Genomic DNA, 21,493 nt, shown 5'->3' on the forward strand with positions numbered 1-21,493 from the left:
CTCGCCCGACGGCAAGGAAGTGTGGGTCACGGTGCGCGGCGAGAGCTACGTGTCGGTGATCGATGCCGCGACTTACGAAGAGAAGCTGCGAGTCCCCACGCCCAACGGCCCTGGCATGCCGGCCTTCTCGCCCGACGGCAAGTACGGCTACGTGTGCTCGTCGTTCACGCCGAAGACCATCGTCGTGTCGGTCGCCGACCACCAGGAGGTGGGTCGAGTCGAGCAGGCGAGCCCGTTCTGCCCGAACCTGGCCGCGACGCCCGACGGCGCGCAGGTCTGGTTCACGCTGAAAGACACGGGCAAGGTGCAGGTCTTCGACGCGAAGCCACCGTTCGCGGTGCGCAAGACGATCGACACCGGGCCGATCACGAATCATGTGAACTTCGCGCGCACGAGTCAGGGGATCCTGGCCTACGTGACCGTGGGCGGGCCGAACGAGCTGCAGGTGTTCCGCACGTCCGACTTCGCGAAGGTGGCCACGATTCCGGTCGGCAAGCTGCCGCACGGTCTCTGGCCCTCGGGCGACGGCTCGCGCATGTACGTGGGCCTCGAGAACGACGACCAGCTCGTCGCCATCGACACCGCGACCAACCGGGTGATGGCCAGCGTTCCGATCGGGCAGGCACCCCAGGCGCTCTGCTACGTGCCGGACGCGGTGCCCCAGGGCGCGGGCACCGACGGTCTCGAGCCGCTCGGCCTGGCGGGCCAGGCGACTCACTTCGTGCTGCGGCCGGCGGGCAAGAGAGCCGCGCCCGACACTCCCGCTCCAACCAGCGGAGCGCTCTTCGACCAGGGCCTGATCCAGGTGCTGCAGCTCGCCGTGACCGGGCTCGAGCCCAAGCGCCCCTACGTGCTGGCGCTGTCGAGCGCGGCCGACGGCTCGGGGAAGCTCGAGGCGCTCGCGAGCTTCACGACCAACCCGGCGGGCGGCGCGATCGTGAACGCCACCGGGCCGATCCGCCAGATCGTTCAGGCCGGAACCCCCGCGCCGCGGCGCTATCTCGTGATCGCGCCGGGCAGCGCCAGCGACGTCGGCGCCCCCGCCCAGGTGCAGTCGGACTGAGTCTCGGACCCGGGCCGTTCTCCTGTTGCAAGCGCGGAACCCACGCCTCAGGATCGTGGCGCGATGCCCCGCTTGCAACGGAAGAGCTTCGGGAAGCCCGATCAGGTCCGGACCTTTCCCATGGGTCTGCTGCAGGTGGTCTCGCTCGACGAGGTGGCGATCGGGCGCTTCGTGTTCCAGCCCGGTTGGCAGTGGTCGAAGGACGTGGGGCCGATCGCCGGCACGCGCTCCTGCGGTCACCGGCACCTGGGCTACACCATTTCGGGCTCACTCCAGGTGCGCATGGACGATGGCACCGAGCTCACGATCGCGCCGGGCGACGCCTACGAGATTCCGCCGGGTCACGACGCCTGGGTCGTGGGCGACCTGCCGTGGGACTCGGTCGAGTTCACCAGCGCCCACGCGTTCGGCCTCTCGCCGCACGACCTGGGCGAGCGCGTGCTCGCGACGATCCTCTTCAGCGACATCGTGGGCTCGACCGGCACGCTCGAGCGGGTGGGTGACCACGAGTGGGCGCGCGTCCTGCGCGAGCACAACGTGCGCATCCGCAGCGCGATCGACCGCTTTCGCGGGCGCGAGATCGACGCGGCGGGCGACGGCTTTCTCGCGCTGTTCGACGGCGCGGCGCGCGCAGTCAGCGCAGCCGCGCTGATGGACGGCGCGGTCGCGGACCTCGGCCTGCGGGTGCGCGTGGGCGTGCACACCAGCGAAGTCGAGATCGTGGGCGGCCAGGCGCGCGGCCTGGGCGTGCACACCGCCGCACGCGTGGCCTCACTCGCGGGCGCGGGCGAGGTCTTCGTGTCGGGCACCACGCGCGACCTGCTCGACGGGTCAGGACTGCTGCTCGACCACCGCGGTGACTTCGAGCTGAAGGGCCTGTCGGGCTCGCGCCCGATCTTCGCGCTGCGGCGCTGAGCGAGTGACCCGGCCCCGCGCCGGGTATACACTGCCCAGCCAAGGCGAACCCATGGCCCCCCCGACCGTGGTCTGTCCCGAGTGCTCCGAGGCCGCGCCTGCTGGAGCGCGCTTCTGCCCGAGCTGCGGCGGGCAGCTGGGAGCGGCGCGCGCGCCGATGCGCATCTCGGACGCGGAACGGCGCACGGCCACGGTGCTGTTCGCGGATCTCAGCGGCTACACCGAGCTGAACGAGCTGCTCGACCCCGAGGACGTGGCCGTCGTCATGGCAGAGATCAAGGACGGCGCGACGCGCATCCTCGAGTCTCACGGCGGCACCGTGAATCAGTTCGTGGGCGACCAGGTCATGGCGCTCTTCGGCGTGCCGCTCGCGCACGACGAGGACCCCGTGCGCGCGGTGACTGCCGCGCTCGCGCTGCACGAGTTCATGCGCGGGCTGGCGGCCGAGCTCGAGCCGCGCACGCGCCGGCTGCTGGCGCTGCACACCGCGGTGAACACGGGCGTGGTGCTCGCACAGCGCCGCGACCGGCGCGAGGGCGTGTTCGGAGTCACGGGCGACGCCATCAACACGGGCGCCCGGCTCGCGGGCATCGCGGGGCGCGACGAGATCGTGGTCGGCCCAGAGACCTTCCAGGCGATCGAGCCGTACTTCGCGACCGAGCTCGTGGGCGACGTGCAGCTGCGCGGCAAGGCCGAGCCGCTGCGCGTGCACCGCGTGCGCGGCCGGGTGGCGCGCACGCGCTTCGAGGTCGCCCAGCGCCGCGGTCTCTCGCAGCTGGTCGGGCGCGTTCAGGAGCGGGGTCTGTTTCGCGGCGCGCTCGAAGCGCTCTCGCGCGGGCAGGGCGGGCTGGTCACCGTGGCGGGCGAAGCCGGCGTGGGCAAGAGCCGGCTGTTCCACGAGTTCCAGACACTGGCCGCCGACCACGCTTTCGCCGCCTACCGCGCGCGCTGCGAGGCGTTCGGCAGCATCGAGCCCTACGCGCCGTTCGTGCAGCTCCTGCGCGATGCGCTCGACCTGAGCGCCGAGGCTTCGCACGAGCAGACCGTGCTCGACGCGGTGACTCGCCTGCGCGCGCTCGGACCCGAGCTCGAGCGGCGCGTCGCGGCATTTCTCCACCTGCTCTCGCTGCGCTCGAGCGAGCACCCGCTCGGGGCCAGTCAGCAGGGCGAGGCGCTGCGCGGCGAGATCCTCGACGCGCTCACCGACCTGTTGGCCGCGCTCGCGCGCAGCCGGCCGGTGGTGCTGTTGCTCGAGGACTGGCACTGGGCCGATCCCGCGTCCGAGCTCGCGCTCGCGAACCTGCTGGGCCGCAGCGAGTCACTGCCCATCCTGTTCGCGGTGAACTACCGGCGCCACTTCCGGCCCGCCTGGGCCCGGCGCTCGATTTCGGTCGACCTGGCGCCCCTCTTGCCCGACGAGGCCGGGACGCTGATCGACGCGCTCGTGGGTCAAGGCGGGCTTCCCGGGCCGTGGCGGCGCCGGATCCAGGAGCGCACGGGCGGGAACCCGTTCTTCATCGAGGAGCTGTGCCGCGCGGTCTCGGGCAAGCAGCCCGCCGAGCTGGCCGAGTCACTCCTCGCGCTCGACTCGGTCGAGGGCACGCTGCGCGCGCGCATCGATCGGCTCGACCGGCGCAGCGTGGCCGTGCTGCGCGAGGCTTCGGTGCTGGGCACGCAGTTCTCGCTGGCGGTCCTGCGCCGGCTCGACCCGGCCGACGACCTCTCCACCTGCCTGCACCAGCTCGAAGACGCCCAGCTCCTGCGCTCGCTGAAGCGCGCGGACGACACGGCCTACCAGTTCGAGCACGGACTCACTCGCGACGTGGCGTACCAGATGCTGCTGCGCCGCGACCGCGCTGCGCTGCACGACGCGGTGGGCCGCGCGCTCGAGGAGCACTTCGCCGGCGCCCGCCTCGAAGCCCACTTCGAGGAGCTCGCGCACCACTTCTCGCAGGGCGAGGACTGGGGCAAGGCAGTGTTCTATCTCGAGTCCGCCGGCCACAAGGCCGCGCGCTCGTTCGCCATGGAGGCCGCGCGCGGTCACTACGCGCGCGCGGTGAGCATCCTGGCCGGCAGCGAGCGGACGCTCGAGCGCTGTCAGAAACGCATCGACCTGACCTTCCGCTGGACCCAGGCGGGCTGGTACGGCCCGTCGGCCGGTCAGATCGAGGCGCTCGAGCAGGCGCAGCAGCTCGCGCGCGAGATCGGCGACCCGCTGCGCGAGCTGCGCTGCGAGTACTTCATCGGCTGGCTGCACTACACGATGGGCAACTCCGCGCTGGCGATTCCGCGCTTCGAGCGCTGTCTCGAGCACGCCGCTCCGAGTGACCCGCGCATGCTCTCGCAGCTTCTGGTCAACCTGGGCCAGAACCTGGCGAACGACGTCGAGTACGGGGCCGCGCTCGAACACCTGGAGCGCGGCATCGCCCTGCGCCGGAAGGCGCTGCCGGAGCGCTGGCAGAGCATCGGCATGGCGTACGCGCTGGCGTACATCGGTCTGGTGCACGCCGACCGCGGCGACCTCGCGGCCAGCGCTCGGGTCATGGACGAGGCCTTCTCCATCATCGACCCGCTGGGTCACACCTCGGCCCTGTCGTCGCTCAACCAGGTGCGCGCGATCGCCGCGGGCTACGCGGGCGAATGGGAGAAGTGTCTGGAGTACACGGCGCTCGGGCGCGAGATCGCGAGCACGATCGGCGCGCCGCCGAACCACGCCATGGCGGTGGCGCTCGAGGGCTGGTGCCGCTTCATCGGGCGGGGCGACGCGAGCGGCATCGCGGGCCTGGAGCGCGGCATGCGCGAGATGGAGGCGGCGGGCACGGGGCTGGGACTGTCGCTGTATCTCGCGTGCGCCGCCGAGGCCTGCGCGCGCACCGGCGATCTCGAGCGCGGCGAGCACTACGCCCGGCGCTCGCTCGAGCGCAGCGCCGTGCGCGACCGGGTCGGTCACGCGCAGGCCCTGCGCGCGCTCGCGCTGTGCGAGGCGCGGCGCGGCAACTGGGCCGCCGCGGAGCAGGCGCTCGAGCTCGGGCGCCAGCACGCGGAAGAGAAGGGCAGCCCGCGCGACGCGCTGCTCAACGAGCTGTGTCTCGCCGAGTGTCTGCACGCGCGCGGCGACGATGCGGCGGCCAGCGCGTGCGCCGAGGCCGCGGTGGGCCCGCTGCGCGCCATGGGCCTGCGCGGCTACGTGCCGATCGCTCTCGAGCTCGCGGGCTTGGGCTCGTAGGTCACCATGAGGTGCTGCGGGTAGTTCTGGGCCGGGTACGTGCCCAGCTCACCCGCTTGTACCCGGCCCGCAGCGCCGTCGGCGCGGCGCAGCCCGGGCAGGGCGAACAGGGGCAGGGCCATGCCCATCAGGAGCTCCATGCCCATGCCCTCGCCCAGACACGCGTGCGGGCCGTAGCCGAACATCATCTGCTCGCCGGCCTGCCGGTCGATGCGCAGATCGAGCGGGCGCTGGATCGCGCGCTCGTCGAGCAGCGCCGACTCGATCAGACACACCACGATGCGCCCCGGCTCGAGCGCGTGCTCGCCCAGGCTCGTGTGTCGCTCGCACGTGCGGTACAAGAGACTCGGGTCCGGCGCGAGCCGGCTCGCCTCGCGCACGAACTGACCCACGGCGGTGGCGTTGCCCGCGACCGCGGCGTCGTGCAGCTTGGCGCGGGCCGCGCCTTCGAGATCGAGCAGGTGGTCGACCGCCTTCACGAACTGACGAGGCGGCGGACCGAGTGAGCCCGCGATCAAGCCGCACAAGGTGCGCACCACCACGTCGACGTCCGCGCGCGAGAGGATCAGGCCGTCGAGCACATTGGCGGTCGGGCTCTCGGGCCGGTGCACGTGCGTGCTGCGATACACGTGCTCGCGCAGCTGTCGCCCCGCGCGGATCCCGCGCTCGCGGTCGGCGTCGCTCGCGAGCGGGTTGAAGATGTACCAGGACATGTCCTGCACCCACTCGAGCAGCCGGCGGCCCCCGGGGTCGGGAATGCCGAAGTAGTCACTCGCCACGGCCACGGGGATCGTGTCCGCCAGGTCCTTCACCACGTCCAGGTGGTCGCCGGCGGCGATCCGCGCCTCGATCACCTTCCCGGCCAGCGCGAGCGCGAGCTCGTGCACGCGGCCCGGCCCCGCCTCGTCGATCTCGTGCATGACCCGCTGCGCCAGGGCGCGGTCCTCGGCATGCTGCGCGTCGTCGTGACCCAGCAGGAAGTCGCCCGCCGTCTCGCGCATGCGCACGCCGTAGGCGCGCACGCTGAAGTCGTCGGGCCTGCCCAGCACGTCCCTCACGTCCTCCAGACCGGACACCCAGACGGTGTTGCGGATGCGCAAGACCGGGAACCAGCGCCGCAGGACCCCGTAGAGCGCGCGGCGCACGCGCTCGCCCGTGACTACGTCGCGAAACCGGGCGGCGTAGCGCTTCAGGATCCGGATCAGCTCGTCCATGCGGCTCCTGCCGCCCCGAAAGATCGCGCTTGCTTCGGGCGGCGCCCGGGACTAAGACACATCCTACACGGTGAGTCGTTCCGTGAGAGTAGGGATTCTCGAGCTCTTGATCGCGGACGGCGGGCGGGCGCTCCCGACGCGGCTCTACGGCCGTTTCATCAGCCGCCACTACGCCTCGATCATGCCCCAAGCGGTCAGCTACTGGTGCCGCAGCCTGGGTCACGAGACCCACTACGCGACCTACTGGGGCCAGGCCGACCCCGTCACTCTGCTGCCCGAGGACCTCGATGTGGTGTTCCTGTCCTGCTACACGAGCGCGAGCAGCCTGGGCGCGGCGCTCGCCAAGCTGTTCCGGGCGCGCGGCGCGCTCACGGTGCTGGGCGGCCCCCACGCGCGCAGCTTCCCGGACGACGGCGCGCGCTTCTTCGACGTGGTGGTGCGCGAGTGTGACCGGACGCTGATCGAGGAGCTGTTGCGCGACCTCCCGCGCGGACAGGTCCTGTCGAGCCCGCGCCCGCTGCGCGCGCTGCCGCCGGTCGAGGCGCGCGCGCCCGAGATCGCGGCCGCGCACTTCCTGCACGGCCGGGCCACGAGCACGAGCTTCGTGCCGCTGCTCGCGAGCCTGGGCTGTCCGTACGCGTGTGACTTCTGCACCGACTGGGACAATCCCTACCGACTCACTCCGCTCGACCAGCTCGACGGTGACCTGGAGTTCATCTCGACCCGCTTCCCGCGCGCGCTGATTCCCTTCCACGATCCGAACTTCGCCGTGAAGTTCGACCAGGTGCTCGACGTGATCGAGCGCCGGCCCGCGGCGCGCTGCAATCCCTACGTGATCCAGAGCTCGCTCTCCGTGCTGCGCGAAGACCGCCTGCGCCGCCTGCGCGACACGAACTGCATGTACGTGGCGCCGGGCGTGGAGTCGTGGAGTGACTACTCGAACAAGGCCGGTGTCTCGCGCCAGACGTGCGCGCGCGAGAAGCTCGAAGACGTGGTGCGCCACTTCGAGCTGATCGGAGAGTACGTGGGCGGCATGCAGGCGAACTTCCTGTTCGGCGTGGACTCCGACCAGGGCGACCAGCCCGTGGAGCTGGGCAAGGCGTTCATGGACCGCCTGCCGCGCGTCTGGCCGAACTTCAACGTGCCCACCCCGTTCGGCGGCACGCCTTTGTTCGACCGCTATCTCGGCGAAGGGCGCATACTGACTGGCATGCCTTTCTGCTTCTACTACACGCCCTACCTGGTCACGACGCTCGCGCACTACAGCGCGGAGCGCTTCTACGAGCAGCTGATCGCGCTGTTCTCGCACCTGGCTTCGGCGCGCTCGCTGTGTGCGCGCACGCGCGCGAGCTCGGGCATCTACCACGCCTTCAACGCGCTGCGCGTGTTCAACGTGCGGCTCTTGCTGGCTGAGTTCCGCGCCATCCTCGAGCGCTTGCGCCACGACCCGGCCTTCCGCGACTTCCACGAGGGAAGGTCCGACACACTCCCCGACTTCTACCGCGCGCGCGCGCGGCACCTTTTGGGCCGCTACGCCGAGCTGCTCTCGCGCGACGACCTGACTCCGAGACTGGGGAGCGCCGCCCGTGCATCTGCCTAGCCGGCTCCCGCGACAGGACACGTTGACGGTGGTGGTTCCGCTGCTGGCGCCGTCGCCGGCCGGGAAGCCCCTGCAGGCGCTGTTCGACCAGGTCCAGGCGAGTGTCTGGCAGGACGGCGCGCAGAGCGGGCCGATCCCGTTCGCGCACATGAGGTCCGTGCACTTCGCGCGCTTCGCGCTGTCCGAGGCCGACCTCGCGCCCGACGGCACCCCCATCCCCGCGTGTCTGCTCTTCTCCACCGAGTTCGACGGCGAGCTCGACGCGCACCTCGACGAGCTGGTGTCCCACGCCGCCGGGCCGCTCGAGACGATCTTCTCCGAGTGCGAAGGCTTCGCGGCGCAAGGCGGGGACCCGGCCACGCGCATCTGCAACTTCCTGAAGGCGAAGCGCAGCCGGCCGAGCGCCTTCTTCGTGGGCGCGGTGGGCCGGACCGTCGAGCAGATCCACCAGGAGCAGCAGCGCAGCCAGCAGATCCGCCAGGCGGCGTGCGCGCTCGATCCCGAGCTCGATCCGGTGCTCGTGTGGCACGAGCTGCGCAAGCAGGTCGACACCACGGGCTGGGGCGGGCCGCGGTCGGCGAAGAACACGGAGTCACACCGCGTGTGGCGGGAGGTCATCTTCTGGCTGGTGACCGCCGGCCTCTTGATCCTGGCGGCGTTCCTTTTGGTCGCGCATCCGTGGCTGATCGCTCCTGGCGTGTACGTGGCCTTCTGGCTGCGGCTGCTCGAGCAGAACGAAGCCGACCAGGTCGCGGCGCAGCGGGCCGCGCAGAGTCAGGCGCAGCAGAGTGAGCAGGACGACCGGCGCGAGAAGCTGCACGCCAGGTTCGAGGATCGCTGGGAGCAGAACCAGCTCACGGCGATCACGCTGATCGCGCGCTCGCCCCTGCGGCGCGGGCTGCAGCGGCTCGTGCTCGCGGGCTCACACTTCCGCGCGCGCTTCCACTTCACGCGCGGCCTGCTCGACGGGGTGCCCACGATCCACTTCGCGCACTGGCACGTGATCGAGAAAGGCAGCCGGCTCGTGTTCGTGAGCAACTACGACGGGAGCTGGGCGAGCTATCTCGACTCGTTCACCTTGCACGCTGCGGGTCCCATGAGCGCGATCTGGTCGCAGAGCGTCGGCTTCCCGCCCACGCGCTTCCTCTTGTGGGGCGGCGCCGAAGACGGCCCGTGCTTCAAGCAGTTCGCGCGGCGCCACCAGGTCGCGCCGTCGGTGTTCTACAGCGCGTACCCGCAGCTCTCGGTCGAAGAGATCAACCGCAACAGCGAGCTGGTGGGCGGGCTCCAGGACCCTCGCCTGGGCGAGGCGCGCAACCGGCTCGAGACACGCGAATGGCTCTGCAACATCTAGCGACGGGAGAGGCGCCATGTTAGTCGTGCCCAAGGTCGAGAGCGACGACGTCCAGTCACTCCTGTTCGCCGCCTACCCGAAGCACGGGGCCTCTTTCCACCTGCTCTGGGTGAAGGACCCAAACGATCGCGCGCGCGCGGGTCGGCAGCTCGCCGAGCTCCCGATCACCTTCGGCGAGCACGACCCGGACCCCGACCCGGCGGCGCAGATCGCCTTCACGGCCGAGGGGCTGAAGGCGCTCGGCGTCGATGACGAGGTGCTCGCCGGCTTCTCGCGCCCCTTCCAGGAGGGCATGAAGGGAGCGATGCGCGCGCGCGTGCTGGGCGACGTGGGAGGGAACGCGCCGGACCAGTGGCACTGGGGCCTGCCCGACGTGCCCCACGCGGTCCTGCTCGTGTACTCGCTGAAGGACGCGTCCGCGCGCGCGCGCGAGCTCCTGCAGCATCTGGACGGATGGAAGTCACTGCCGCTGCCCGAGCCCGTGAACCTGCGCGCGAGCGGCCGGCCTCACCTGAAGGAGCACTTCGGCTTCGACGACGGCATCGCCAACCCGTTCCTCCGGGGTCACGGCAAGGGCGAGGAGCATCAGCTCCCGCACAACATCGTCGCGCCCGGCGAGTTCATCTTGGGTTACTTGAACGAAGCAGGCCGGATTCCCCTGAGCCCGCACGTGTCGGCGGGCGGGCGTGGCGGTCACGTGCTGCCCAACGGTGACTTCGGCCGCAACGGCAGCTATCTCGTCTTCCGCGAGCTCGAGCAGCACGTGCGCGCGTTCTGGAGCTTCATGCTGAAACACAGCCAGGACAAGCCCATGGAGGCGATCCGCCTGGCCTCGAAGATGGTCGGCCGTTGGCCCAACGGATCGCCGATGACCATCTGGTCGAACAATCCCGCGGCCGACGCCGACCCGCGCTCGAACAAGAACGACGAGTTCCTCTACGCGGCCGACCCCGACGGGCTCGGCTGTCCCATCGGCGCGCACATCCGGCGCGCGAACCCGCGTGACTCCGTGCCACAGCTCGACCCGGCCAAGTCGATCGAGACCTCGAAGCAGCGGCGCATCCTGCGCCGCGGCCGGGCCTATGGGCCGGCGCTCGCGGGCGTGTTCGAGAATCCCTTCCCCGATCCCGCTGCGATCCGCGACACCCGAGACCCCGACGGCGGCCGCGGACTACACTTCCTGTGCTTCGTGGCCGATCTCGAGCGCCAGTACGAGTTCATCCAGCAGACCTGGGTGAACTCGCGCAAGTTCGCGGGCCTCGGCAACGACTCCGACCCACTGCTCTCGAATCCATGCCTGCCACCCGACCAGCCAGCCAAGGCGAGCGACTTCGTGATCCAGCGCGACTCACTGAATCAGCGCATCACGGGGCTCGAGCAGTTCATCACCGTGCGCGGCAGCGCCTACTTCTTCATGCCCGGCCAGCGCGCGATCCAGTATCTCGCTGGCTTGTAGTGTGCCTGCTCGCCTGCGCCGCTTCGGCGCGCGCGCAGAGCCTGGAGCCGCGCGCCTACTCCAACACGCCGGTCGGCATGAACTTCGCCATCGCGGGCTACGCCTACCAGAACGGCGACGTGGCGAGCGACGCGTCCCTGCCGCTGCAGAACGCGAAGGTCCAGGTGCACACGGGCTTTCTCGCCTACGCGCGCTCGCTCGACGTGCTGGGACAGGCGGCCAAGCTCGAGCTCGTGCTGCCCTACGCCGGGGCGCTCGGCGCGGCCGACGCGCAGCTCCCGGGCCAGACAGTCCACGAGTCGCGCGACGTCGACGGCTTCGGCGACGCGCAGATGCGCTTCTCCTGGAACTTCTACGGGGCGCCGGCGTTGTCGCTCGAAGACTTCGACCAGTACGAGCAGGACGTGATCATCGGTACGAGCCTGCTCGTGACCGTGCCGCTCAGTCAGTACGACGGCGACAAGCTGCTCAACATCGGCACGCACCGCTGGTCGTTCAAGCCCGAGCTCGGTATCTCGAAGAGCTGGGCACCGTTCATCCTCGAGCTGTCGGTCGCGGGCACCTTCTACACCGAGAACCACGACTTCTTCCACGGCAACGACCGCCAGCAGAGCCCCCTGGGCGCGGCCCAGCTCCACGGCATCTACGCGTTCAGGAGGGGCATCTGGGGCTCGCTCGACTTCACCTACTACGTGGGCGGCCGCACGCAGCTGAACGACCACCCGGCCACCGGTCTGCAGAGCAACACGCGCCTGGGTGGGACACTCGCGATCCCCGTGAACAAATACAACTCGATCAAGCTGTACGGCAGCACGGGTGTCTCGGCGCGCGCCGGCGGCCGCTTCGACACGATCGGCGCCGCATGGCAAGTGCGGTGGGGCGGGGGGCTGTGAGCCCCGGTCACGGGGGCGGAACGATCGATTTCTTGGCGGAGACCGACGACGTGCCCAGCACGACGACCTTCGACCCGCGGAGCGTGCCCTCGCCGCCCAGCTTTGCGTTGAGACCGGTGATGCAGAGGCCCGGACCGAAGGTGATCTCGGCGACGCCGGTCAGCTGGGCGTCGAGCGCGTGATCGCCGCAGCCCAGGAGAAGCGTGATCGGCATCGTGGCCTTGGTGAGTACGCCGTTCTTCGTGGTCTGAGTCGCGTAGGTCGTGTCGAGCTCGATGGCGCCGATGGAGACCAGGGGCTCCATGGTGTTCGTATCGAAGAGCTCGATCTCGACCCCGATGAAGGCGCCACACACGGAAGCGAGATAGATGCCCTGACCCTTGGCCGGCGCGAAGCCACCCGAGCAGAGGCCGAACTCGTCCTTCGCGCCCAGTGACTCCTTGCCGGTCTTGAAGTCGGGCGTGATCTCGTCCTGGGTCGAGAGCTTCAGGTTGAGAGTGAGCGGCTGTATCGAGGAGTTCTGGCCCCACGCCGTCGCGGACAGACTGACGCTCGCAGCGATCACCCAGCAGGCAAAGCCGATTCTCGACATGCGCGTATCGTACGCGAAGTCTCGGCGCGGTGGGGCGGGGGGCTGTGAGCCCCCCGCCCACGGGGACTCACTGACACGTGCCGTCGGGCCCGGCCTCGCACGGCAGCGCCGTGTTGGTCGCGGCTCCGGTGCACGCGGCGCACTTCGGACCGGCCGGCGAGTTGACCAGGAGCTTGTAGCGCGCGGTATCCGCCGCGTTGATGTTGGCCGTGTTGTTGGTGTTCTGACCGAGGTCGAGATCGAAGATCGCACACGGTCGGACGTTGCCGGTACCGCAGGTATCGGTCGCGCGATTGTGGTTGACCGACAGCTTGTACTGACTCGTGTCGCCCGCGTTCACGTTGCCGCCGGAGTTGTTGAAGTCCCCGTCGCACACGTTGCCGAAGCCGTCGTGGTCGTCGTCGCGCTGACCGCCGGTGAGCGTGGCCCAGGGGTTGGCGGCCAGGAAGGCGGTCGAGCCGCCCGGAACGCGCGGATTCGCCACGTTCAGGCAGTTGTCGCACGCATCTCCCACGCCGTCGCCGTCGGCGTCGGCCTGCCCCGAGTTGGAGATGGTCGGGCAGTTGTCCAGGCCGTCCGACACGGCGTCGCCATCGGTGTCTGCCCCGCCGCGTATGTCGCGCTCGCTCTGTGAGTTGCCCGGCGGAGAGAACCACGGTGTGTCCGGGAAGAACGGGTTGGGAGAACGCAGTCGCAGGCGCCACTTGCACGACGCGAGATAGCTGCAGCTGGCCGGCGAGGCGATCGGGATTCCAGCGAGGTCGGTGAGGATGAGCGTAGAGGCTCCGGTGAGTCCCGTTCCGTCGAACGGCGTGGCGATCGGCTTGGTCTCGACCTCCGCCCGCATGAGCGAGCGCCCCGCGGCGCTCCGGAAGGTGTTCACGATGTTGAAGCCGCCCTCGGCCTCGGGCTTCGTCGCGCCCAGGAGAGCGATCGGATTGTTCGGCGACGCCTGGTGGCGCATGAGCTTGGGCCGCGGCGCCCCGGGGCCGCCGTTGCCGAAGTGCACGAATACTCCGCCCGAGTCAGTGAGTGGCGGCGCCGAGGAGCTGGCGCCGAAAGCGCTGATCATGACGTCCGGGAAGCCGTCGCCGTTGAGATCGGCGTTGATCGCGACGCTGCGGCCGAAGTCGGACTGCTCCGTGGTGTCTCCGTACTCGGCCACGGGAGAAGGCGGCGGGTCGAAGATGCCCCCCTCGAGAGGACCCAGATAGAGGCTCGCATGACCCACAGCAAAGACTCCGCCCACGGTGGTCCATTGGGAGCCGATCAACAGGTCGCCCAGCCCGTCGCCGTTCATGTCGCCGCCGCCGCCGATGCCGGATCCGAAGCGGCTGCCGGCTGGCCCGTACAAGGTCTGCGAGAAGTAGAAAGTGCCGGGAGGCGTGGTGGCGAGGATTTCGCCATAGAAGACCTGGACCACGCCCGCAGACGACGAGTACTCGGGCTGACCGAGCGCGACATCCGCGTAGCCATCGCCGTCGATGTCTCCGGCCGAGGCCACGGTGACCGCGTTGATGTCACCGCCCGACAAGATGCCAGGGAGAACCAGCGGAGTCGTTCCGAGCCCGCCGACCTGCCCCATGTAGAGCAAGGCCTCGCACTGATTCCCAGGGCCCACGTTGAGCGCGCCGATCACGACGTCCGAAAGGCCGTCGCGGTTCACGTCGCCGGCGCCGGCGATGGAGAGGCCGAAGAGCTCGTTGGGGACCGTCCCGGCCTGTGACCAGGCGGGAGTGGGATTCACACCGAGCGGCGTCGCGGCGCCCAGGAACAGGAGCACCTTCCCGGCGTGGGTCACGGAATTCACGGTGGCGTTGGGCACGCCGACCACGAAGTCACCGAGGCCGTCGCCATTCACGTCGCCGGCGGCCGCCAGCGTGTAGCCGAGCTGGCCCCCGGCGTCCGTGCCCACGAAGGTGAAGCTCGGGCTCGCGGCCAGGCCGGCCGCGGAGCCCAGGAACACCTGGATGCGGCCGGCGTCGGTGAGACTGTTCACGGTGTCGTCCCAGCCCGGCGTGGAGACCACGACGTCGTCGTAGCCATCGCCGTTCAGGTCGTTCACGAGCGCGACGCTCCAGCCCTCCTGGGCAGCTGCCTGATTCGATTCCCAGCTCGCGGGCGGAGGCTCGTTCAGCGCCGGGCCACAGGCCGGCCCGCACGAGCCGCCGTAGACGACGTGGAAACGGCCCTCGTCCGATTGGCCGTTCGAGTAGTCCGGCTCGCCGGCGACGTAGTCACTGTAGCCGTCGCCATTGATGTCTCCTCCGGTGCTGAACCCGAGCCCGTACGCCGCCGAAGCCGTGCTCCCGTAGCTCGCATAGCCGGCGCTGGCTGCGGGCAGATAGGCGCCGCCCTGATACACCGCGACCGTGCTGCCGGTCTGGAACGTGGCGATGTCGCCGTAGCCGTCGCCGTTCAGGTCGCCCACGCCGGCCGCCCAGTTCGTCTGGAAGCTGATCGAGCTGCTGCGTGTCTCATCCGGCGCCGCAGTGCTGGGGCCGGTGATCGGATGTCCGAAATACACGTAGACCTGTCCCACTGGGTTCTGTGAGGCGAGGACGAGGTCCGCGAGGCCGTCGCCGTTCACGTCCGCCGCAGAGACCGGGTCATCGACCAGGATGCCCTGCGACGCCGTCTTGTCCACGGCCCACAGGTGAGTCATGCCGGGTCCGGTCGCCGTGCCGCCGAACAATCGGAAGTGACCTCGTCCCGTCGCGAGGATGTCGGCCCTGCCGTCGAGGTTGGTGTCGCCCGCGACGACCACCGACTCACCGAGCCGGCCGCTGGTCACGTCGCCGAGCTCCGTGCGATCCGCGACCGCCGAGGTTCCGCTGGGCCGTGAGCTGAACGTGGGGGAGCCGAGATAGACGAAGACCGCGCCCTGACCGGACAGCGGCCCGGTGTAGCCGGGAGCGCCGACGACGAGGTCGGACAGTCCGTCGCCGTCGACGTCCCCTCCGCCCGAGACGGACCAGCCGAACTGAGAGCTCCCGGGCACGGTCGCACTCCAGCTCGGACTCGCGATGCCATTGCTCGCCGACAACGCAAACGTCGGGCTGCCCAGCCAGACGAAGACACGGCCGTTCTGGTCCAGGACACCGGGGTCTCCTACGACGAGGTCGGCGAGGCCGTCTCCGTTCAGGTCACCCGCCGTCGAGACGGAGGCCGCGAGCAACGGAAAGTACCCCGGGGGCCCGAGGTTGCCCATGCTCGCGTACGCATCGGCGGGCAGATCGTCTGGAGCGGTGGCCAGGTCGGTGCGACCGAACCAGACCCAGAGCTGGCCGGGAGCCACGGGATTGCTGACGGAGCCCGCCGACGCAACCACGAGATCGTCGATGTGGTCGCCGTTGAGGTCGCCGGCAACGGTCGCGCTGCTGATGTTGCCGGCAACAGTGACCTGCCAGTCAGGCGTCGTGTGGACGCCGGTCGCCGAGCCGAGATACACCTGAACCAGAGTGCGAGTCGCGACGACCAGGTCGCTGTAGCCGTCGGCGTTCAGGTCACCGCCGGTCGAGACCTGCGCGGCCGCTCCGGAGTAGCTCAGCGTGGCAGCCGGGCTGGCTCCGAGCCCCGCGTGCGCGCCGGGCGCGGCGGCGAGTACCAGGAGCGCGAGACACAGGAAGCTTCGAAGCGGCGCGCGGAACATCAAGGTCGATCTCCTCTTGGAATCGACCTCAATATCGCTCGCGGGTCACTCCCGGATCCATGAGTAGTTCGTGCAGTCGCACCCAACGACTCGGAAATGAGCGCGGACTCATTTGGGGCGCACGCGCAGGGTCCGAATCTCGCAGGCGCGAAGCGGGACGATGATTGCCGCGCCGTCCTTGCGCAGGTTCGCCCGCTCGTCGAATCGATCGGACAGGTCGACCGCCTGCCAGGTCCAGTCACCCGGGGCGTTCCAGGCGAGTGAGACGCTGCGGGCGCGGCCGGCGGCCTCGTAGATGCGCACGATCGCGCTGCCGTCGGGGCGGGGCTCGATCGCAGAGACCACGACCTCGGGGTCGTCCAGCGTGAGCAGGCGCGCACCGTCGGAGAGCGGCGCGTCCTCGCCGCCGGCGCCGGCCAGAACGACGGGCGCGTAGGCGAAGCGGTGCAGCGCGGAGATCCAGTCGGGATCGTCGGCGGGGTGGAGCCGCAGCGCGAGCTCGGCGCGGTGGCGGCCGGGAACCTGCGCGTCGGGTGTCTCGAACGGCGGGCCGGCGTGACCGCGGCGCAAGCGCAGGTCACCGCACGAGAGGTGGCCGACCGCGCGCAGCAGCGTGACTGCCAGCGAGGTGGTGCCGTCCGGCTCGGGGACGGCCTCGGCTTCCGCGTTGCCGCGGTTGGCGACCGAGAGCGCGCGCTCGCCCGCGGCCAGCGACGCGAACGTCCGCTGCGGACACGCGCCGATCGGCAGCTCGGAGGGGCGCTCCGGGCCGAACGCGTCGGCGGGCGGCGCGATCGGGCGGTCGGAGATCTCGAAGGCCGACTCCACACGGAAACGGCTGGCCGCGAACGGCGCGCGCGCGAGCAGGCGCAGGCGGTGGTCGCGGGCGGTGTTGTCCAACGACACCTCGAGATCGATCCGGTCGAGCGCGCCCGACAGTCGGACGCGCAGCGAGACGGGCAGGGCGACGCTCCTCTCCGAGCGGCGCGCGCGGTCTTGCGCGAGTGACTCGGGCACGCGGTAGGTCAGGGCGAGCACGAGCGTGGCCGCGGCCGTTCCGGCGCGCTCGACGCGGATGCGCACGCGCTCGGGCCGCTCGACCGGCGCAGAGTCGGGCACGGGATCGAAGTTGTACTCGTCGCCCCGGTCGCCCTCCGAAGCGACGCGCAGCGCGTCGTCGATCGTGACTCCGTCGGCGCGGCGCAGCAGGGTGATGCGTCCGTCGCTGGCGGCCGACACGCGCCAGTGTCGGTTCTCGATCCAGCTCGCGCCGCTGGTCACTGCGTCCTCGGGCGGCGCCTTCATCGCCCCGCCGAACACGCGGTAGCTGCGCAAGCCGTGGCCCGGCAGGTCGTCCACGAAGCGCAGCCGCACGCGCGGCGGCCGCTGCGCCTCGACCTCGACCGTGGTGACGGCCGGATCGGCGAGCGCGCGCGACAGGTGCAGCTTCGTCGCGGCCACGTCGAGGTCGCCGCGCGGCGAAGCGCCGAGCCGGGCGCGCACCAGGAGCCGCTCCGCCTCGCGCTGGGCCGCCACCTCGTTCACGTGATAGCCGAGAAACTCGCCGCCGATCGCGGGCAGGATCGACTCCGCGAGCCCGCGCGGGAACGAGCCGCCCCACGAGCTGCCCGCGCCCACGATCGAAAGCTCGGCCGGAATGCGCCGGCCCGACGAGTCACGCACGTGCGCCGTCTTCGCGCCGCGCACGTCGAGCTCGAGCTCCGCGTCAATGAGCGCCGGGCCCGCCGCGTTCGGGTTCCACACCACGAACGGGTCACCCGCCGTCGCGCCGCGTCCCGGCGCCGGAGCCACGCGCGCGACCCACTGCCGGCCCACCTTCTCGAGCGCCTCGCCGGCGATCTCGGCCACGCGGTCGAAGCGCGTCTCCATCTGCCGGTGCACGGCGTCGACCGAGCAGCCGCAGATCGAGTCGTGCGGGTGATTCTCGAGCGCGACGCGCCAGGCGAACTCGATCGTGCCCGGGTCGGCCGTGCCGCCGAGCGCCGCGACCCACGCCGACAGCGGCTCGAGCGCGCGCACGAGCAGGCTGTCGTTCGCGAAGTCACGGCGTTTCTGCGGCATGCGCGCCGACGCGCAGCCGGGCAGGAGCGGCGAGCGCAGGCCCGAGCGCAGCTCTCCGCGGTGCACGGGCAGCTCGGCGCGCGCCTCGCGCCGCGCGCGCGTCAGGTAGCCGAGCAACGTGCCGACTTCGGCGCTGACTCCCTCGAGCTTGCCCACCGCCTCGCGCAAGGCCCGGGGCAGCCCGGCCTCCGGGGTCTGGTGGTCACTGCCGTTCATGACCAGCAGCGTGGGAATCTTCGCGAACGGCGCCAGGCGCTCGATCTCGCGCCCCAGCCGCGCCGCGAGCGCCGCAGGCTCGGTCGGCAGGAGCTGGCCGTTGAAATACCCGTTCGGGAGATAGCCGGCGAAGACCGCCGAGCCGTCCGGCGCCTCCCAGCGGAACAAGGTCTCGGCCACGTCGGCGCCCACGCCGCGCCACAGCACCGCGCCCTCGAAGCCGAAGCCCGCGAAGATCTGCGGCAGCTGGCCCACATGGCCGAACTGGTCGGGCACGTAGCCCAGCCGCTGGGCGCCGCCGAAGGCGTCGCCGCGCGCGAGCCCGAGCCGCAGGTTGCGCACCAGCGCCTCGCCCGAGACCAGCCACTCGTCGGGCAGGACGGTCCACGGGCCGATCACCAGCCGGCCGGCGCGCACCAGTGTCTCGATGCGCGCGCGCTCGTCCGGGCGCACCGCGAGATAGTCGTCGAGCACGATCGTCTGGCCGTCCAGGCTGAAGCAGCGGAACTCGGGGTCGTGCTCGAGCAGCGGCAGGAGCGCGTCGAGCAGCGCGACGAGCCGCGCGCGGAACTGCTCGTGCGTGCGGTACCACTCGCGGTCCCAGTGGGTATGCGGAACGACGACCAGGTGCGGCATCGTGCGATTCTCGCACGCGCCGAGCCGGACCGGACGCGGGCTAGCCGGCCTCGGGGCCGCGCACCGGCACCTGCCCATGGTTCGCGGCGGAGTTGCCGTAGTCGTCTTCCTCGCTCGACTCCGTCGGCACGGCCCAGGTCAGCGCCGCGGCGGCCAGCAGCGCCGCGAGCAAGAGCGCCGCGCAGCCGAGACACACCTTGGTGTAGGCGCGCGAGCCCAGCCAGCGGGTGTCGAGCTGCGAGGGCAGATACGGCGCGCTGCCGCTATCGGCGCCCGGCGGCGCGATCTCGCGCATGCGCGCGGAGACCGCCGACAGCACGGGGTGGGTCTCGCCGCCGGCGACCAGCTCGGGAATCGCGCGATCGAGACAGGCGATGGCGGCCCGGCGGCCGCGCCGTTCCTGGTGGAGCCCGAGCGCGACGAGCAGGCACGCCGCGGCGAACAGCACCACGGCCGCCAGCCCGGCCCCGGTCGCGGCCGGCGAGTCCCGGAAGGACGCGTCCCAGAGCTCTTCGGTCCCGAGCATGGCGCCGACCGCGATCGTGACCGCGAGCCCGATCGCCGTGAAGGCCGTGTGCCGCTCGACCGCGTGCAGGCGCTCCAGGTGCCCCGCGCGCTGGGCGCAGAGCAGGTCGATCCAGCGCGCGGTGGAATCTTCGGGCACCATCTTCCACTATCCTAGCGTTCATGGCGCCGCCGCGAGTCACGCTGAGCTTCGACAACGGCCCGAGCTCGGTCACCGCCGAGGTCCTCGACGTGCTGCGCGAGCGCAGGCTGCCGGCCAGCTTCTTCGTGGTCGGCAAGGCGCTCGAGCGGCCGGGCGGGCGGGCGCTGGTGGAGCGGGCCCAGGCCGAAGGCCACCGCATCGGCAACCACAGCCTCAGCCACGCGACACCGCTCGGTGTACGCGACGACCCCGACGAAGCCTGGCGCGAGATCGACGGCATGGAGGAGCTGCTGGGCGACCTGGTGCGCGGCGAGCGCTTCTTCCGGCCCTTCGGCGGCGGCGGCGTGATCGACGAGAACCTGCTCGGCCGCCACGCCCTCGAGCGGCTCACGCGCGGCGGCTACACCTGCGTGCTGTGGAACTCCGTGCCCAGAGACTGGGAGAATCCCGACGGCTGGCCCGAGGTGTGTCTCGCCGACGTCCGCGCGCGCGACTGGTCACTGGTGGTGCTGCACGACCTGGCGACCGGAGCGATGAAGCGCCTGCCGGCGTTTCTCGACGCGCTCGAGGCCGAGGGGATCGAAGTCGTTCACGATCTGCCGCCCGAGTGTGTGCCGCTGCGCAAGGGCCGCCCCACCGCCGCCCTGGCCTCACTGCCCCTGCGCTGACTGTGAAGCCCGGCCCAAAGCCCGCGATCGAGCAGGCGCTCACGGAGCTGCGCAAGACGAGGCTGCTGCTGCAGTCCGACACCGCCCTGCCGAGCGTGGCCTCGATCGTCGCGGGTGAGTCGATCCGCGGCTCGTGGTGGTCGCACCCGAAGTCCAATGACATCTACTGGACGCTCGAGGGGCTGGAAGACTCACCCGAGGTCCTCCAAGTGAAGCTGCTCAAGGGCAAGATGACCCTGGTGCACCGCTCGCTCTGGCCGGCTCTGCTGGCGGTGGGGTCCTCGGACGCGGCCTGGCAGACGGCGAAGCTCTCGAAGTCCGCGCAGTCACTGCTGTCGCGGGTGCGGCGCCAGGGATCGCTGCGGCTCGACCAGCTCCAGCGCTGGTCGGCTGCGAAGAAGCCCGGCGACGCGGCGCGCGAGCTCGAGGGGCGCCTGCTCGTGTACTCGCGCGAGATCCACACGGACTCGGGCGCGCACACCAAGGAGCTCGAGAGCTGGAGTCACCTCGCCGAGCGCCTGGGCCTCGAAAAGCTGCCCCCGGCGTCGCAAGCGCAGGCCGAGATCGAGCGCTTGGTGCCCGCCACGGGCAAACGGCTCCTGCCCTGGCAGTAGTCAGAAGCCCCAGCTCGAGCCGTTCCACACGAGCGCTCGCAGCCCCGTGGCGCAGGCCGGCCCGCCGGGCTGGGCCGCCGCGGCTCCCGGGATCGCGAGCTTGGCCACGCCGGTGAGCGCCTCGATCGTCTCGGGAACCTTGGAGTCGGTCTCCGAGTTCAGCGAGGTCAGGTTCCAGCCGTCCTGCAGGTCGACGGTCGACTTCGCCGTGCCGAGACCGCGGTGGGGGATCGCGACCCACTCTTCGTTCTTGTCGGGCAGATACACGATCTCCGTCAGGCAGCCGTCCTTGCCCAGCGTCGTGAAGAGATACGGCGCAGGGCGAAAGAAGTGCAGGCCATCGGTCTTGTTCTTCTCGTCCTGCTTCTCGACGGTGATGCCCGCGCAGCCGGCCATTGCGAACACTGCAACCGCGAGCCATGTGAGTCGTTTCATGTCAGTCAGGGTAGGCGAAACGACCGAGCCCGAAGCTGTGGACAACTTGGGATCTGCGTCAGTCACACCTCGTGCGGTCACAAACGTCGTCGCCTCGGGCGGAGAATGCGCTCATGGCAAACACAACTCGCAACCTCCAGGTCTGTGTGGATCGCATCGTTCCAGACGAGCTCATCAGCGACCGCGGCGTGTCGCACAGGCGGCTGCTCA

15 protein-coding genes are annotated in these 21,493 nt (G+C 70.7%); 9 read left to right on the top strand and 6 right to left on the bottom strand.

Annotation, left to right across the window (positions count from 1 at the left end):
* From VMR86_16760 to VMR86_16770, 3 genes are all read left to right on the top strand, one after another.
* The coding region (locus tag VMR86_16760) for a YncE family protein (GenBank protein HTO08700.1) at positions 1 to 1,063 on the top strand (1,063 nt) is incomplete at its 5' end.
* Between the two features lie 63 nt (positions 1,064 to 1,126).
* Positions 1,127 to 1,978 carry an adenylate/guanylate cyclase domain-containing protein gene (locus tag VMR86_16765; GenBank protein ID HTO08701.1) on the top strand — a complete coding sequence of 284 codons (852 nt, stop codon included), beginning with the start codon at positions 1,127 to 1,129 and terminating at the stop codon, positions 1,976 to 1,978.
* A 52-nt stretch (positions 1,979 to 2,030) separates the two neighbouring features.
* Positions 2,031 to 5,204 carry an AAA family ATPase gene (locus VMR86_16770; GenBank protein HTO08702.1) on the top strand — a complete coding sequence of 1,058 codons (3,174 nt, stop codon included), beginning with the start codon at positions 2,031 to 2,033 and terminating at the stop codon, positions 5,202 to 5,204.
* On the opposite strand, the gene VMR86_16775 is transcribed toward VMR86_16770, so the two are convergent.
* On the bottom strand, positions 5,162 to 6,418 hold the full coding sequence (locus VMR86_16775; protein ID HTO08703.1) for a hypothetical protein: 1,257 nt from the start codon (positions 6,416 to 6,418) through the stop codon (positions 5,162 to 5,164). The genes VMR86_16770 and VMR86_16775 overlap by 43 nt on opposite strands.
* Positions 6,419 to 6,500: 82 nt before the next feature.
* On the opposite strand from VMR86_16775, the gene VMR86_16780 reads away from it, so the two are divergent.
* Genes VMR86_16780 through VMR86_16795 form a run of 4 tightly spaced genes read left to right on the top strand, consistent with a single transcriptional unit; the run spans position 6,501 to position 11,721 of the window.
* Positions 6,501 to 8,018, top strand: a complete 1,518-nt coding sequence (locus VMR86_16780; protein ID HTO08704.1) for a radical SAM protein — start codon at positions 6,501 to 6,503, stop codon at positions 8,016 to 8,018.
* A gap of 22 nt (positions 8,019 to 8,040) precedes the next feature.
* Complete coding sequence (locus VMR86_16785) at positions 8,041 to 9,372, top strand: hypothetical protein (protein ID HTO08705.1); 1,332 nt, start codon at positions 8,041 to 8,043, stop codon at positions 9,370 to 9,372.
* A 16-nt stretch (positions 9,373 to 9,388) separates the two neighbouring features.
* Positions 9,389 to 10,828, top strand: a complete 1,440-nt coding sequence (locus VMR86_16790; GenBank protein HTO08706.1) for a hypothetical protein — start codon at positions 9,389 to 9,391, stop codon at positions 10,826 to 10,828.
* Positions 10,828 to 11,721 carry a transporter gene (locus tag VMR86_16795; GenBank protein HTO08707.1) on the top strand — a complete coding sequence of 298 codons (894 nt, stop codon included), beginning with the start codon at positions 10,828 to 10,830 and terminating at the stop codon, positions 11,719 to 11,721. Before VMR86_16790 ends, VMR86_16795 begins: the two co-directional genes overlap by 1 nt.
* A 7-nt stretch (positions 11,722 to 11,728) precedes the next feature.
* Here the strand turns inward: VMR86_16795 and VMR86_16800 are convergent, their stop codons facing one another.
* The 4 genes from VMR86_16800 to VMR86_16815 form a co-directional block, all read right to left on the bottom strand.
* The gene (locus VMR86_16800) at positions 11,729 to 12,313 is read right to left on the bottom strand and encodes a hypothetical protein (GenBank protein ID HTO08708.1); all 585 of its coding nucleotides are present in this window, start codon (positions 12,311 to 12,313) and stop codon (positions 11,729 to 11,731) included.
* Positions 12,314 to 12,380: 67 nt separating this feature from the next.
* Entirely contained in the window at positions 12,381 to 15,965 is a 3,585-nt protein-coding gene (locus VMR86_16805; GenBank protein ID HTO08709.1) for an FG-GAP-like repeat-containing protein, read from the bottom strand.
* A gap of 108 nt (positions 15,966 to 16,073) precedes the next feature.
* A complete protein-coding gene (locus VMR86_16810; GenBank protein HTO08710.1) occupies positions 16,074 to 18,899 on the bottom strand; it encodes a glycoside hydrolase family 38 C-terminal domain-containing protein in 2,826 nt (941 codons plus the stop codon).
* Between the two features lie 40 nt (positions 18,900 to 18,939).
* Positions 18,940 to 19,566: a hypothetical protein gene (locus VMR86_16815; protein ID HTO08711.1), complete on the bottom strand. Its 627-nt coding sequence runs from the start codon at positions 19,564 to 19,566 to the stop codon at positions 18,940 to 18,942.
* A gap of 20 nt (positions 19,567 to 19,586) precedes the next feature.
* Between VMR86_16815 and VMR86_16820 the strand changes: the two genes are divergently transcribed.
* Positions 19,587 to 20,234: a polysaccharide deacetylase family protein gene (locus tag VMR86_16820; GenBank protein HTO08712.1), complete on the top strand. Its 648-nt coding sequence runs from the start codon at positions 19,587 to 19,589 to the stop codon at positions 20,232 to 20,234.
* Between the two features lie 2 nt (positions 20,235 to 20,236).
* Complete coding sequence (locus VMR86_16825) at positions 20,237 to 20,848, top strand: hypothetical protein (protein ID HTO08713.1); 612 nt, start codon at positions 20,237 to 20,239, stop codon at positions 20,846 to 20,848.
* Here VMR86_16825 and VMR86_16830 read toward each other — a convergent pair whose 3' ends face one another.
* Positions 20,849 to 21,283: a hypothetical protein gene (locus VMR86_16830; protein HTO08714.1), complete on the bottom strand. Its 435-nt coding sequence runs from the start codon at positions 21,281 to 21,283 to the stop codon at positions 20,849 to 20,851. It abuts the gene before it with no gap.
* Positions 21,284 to 21,493: the final 210 nt, after the last annotated feature.

The sequence above is a fragment of the Myxococcota bacterium genome, assembly GCA_035498015.1.
Taxonomy (GTDB): Bacteria; Myxococcota_A; UBA9160; order SZUA-336; family SZUA-336; genus VGRW01.

Coding starts and splice junctions, on each gene's coding strand:
- VMR86_16815 (HTO08711.1), bottom strand. CDS start 19,566: ATGGTGCCCGAAGATTCCACCGCGCGCTGGATCGACCTGCTCTGCGCC.
- VMR86_16770 (HTO08702.1), top strand. CDS start 2,031: ATGGCCCCCCCGACCGTGGTCTGTCCCGAGTGCTCCGAGGCCGCGCCT.
- VMR86_16805 (HTO08709.1), bottom strand. CDS start 15,965: ATGTTCCGCGCGCCGCTTCGAAGCTTCCTGTGTCTCGCGCTCCTGGTA.
- VMR86_16810 (HTO08710.1), bottom strand. CDS start 18,899: ATGCCGCACCTGGTCGTCGTTCCGCATACCCACTGGGACCGCGAGTGG.
- VMR86_16800 (HTO08708.1), bottom strand. CDS start 12,313: ATGTCGAGAATCGGCTTTGCCTGCTGGGTGATCGCTGCGAGCGTCAGT.
- VMR86_16790 (HTO08706.1), top strand. CDS start 9,389: ATGTTAGTCGTGCCCAAGGTCGAGAGCGACGACGTCCAGTCACTCCTG.
- VMR86_16830 (HTO08714.1), bottom strand. CDS start 21,283: ATGAAACGACTCACATGGCTCGCGGTTGCAGTGTTCGCAATGGCCGGC.
- VMR86_16765 (HTO08701.1), top strand. CDS start 1,127: ATGCCCCGCTTGCAACGGAAGAGCTTCGGGAAGCCCGATCAGGTCCGG.
- VMR86_16820 (HTO08712.1), top strand. CDS start 19,587: ATGGCGCCGCCGCGAGTCACGCTGAGCTTCGACAACGGCCCGAGCTCG.
- VMR86_16775 (HTO08703.1), bottom strand. CDS start 6,418: ATGGACGAGCTGATCCGGATCCTGAAGCGCTACGCCGCCCGGTTTCGC.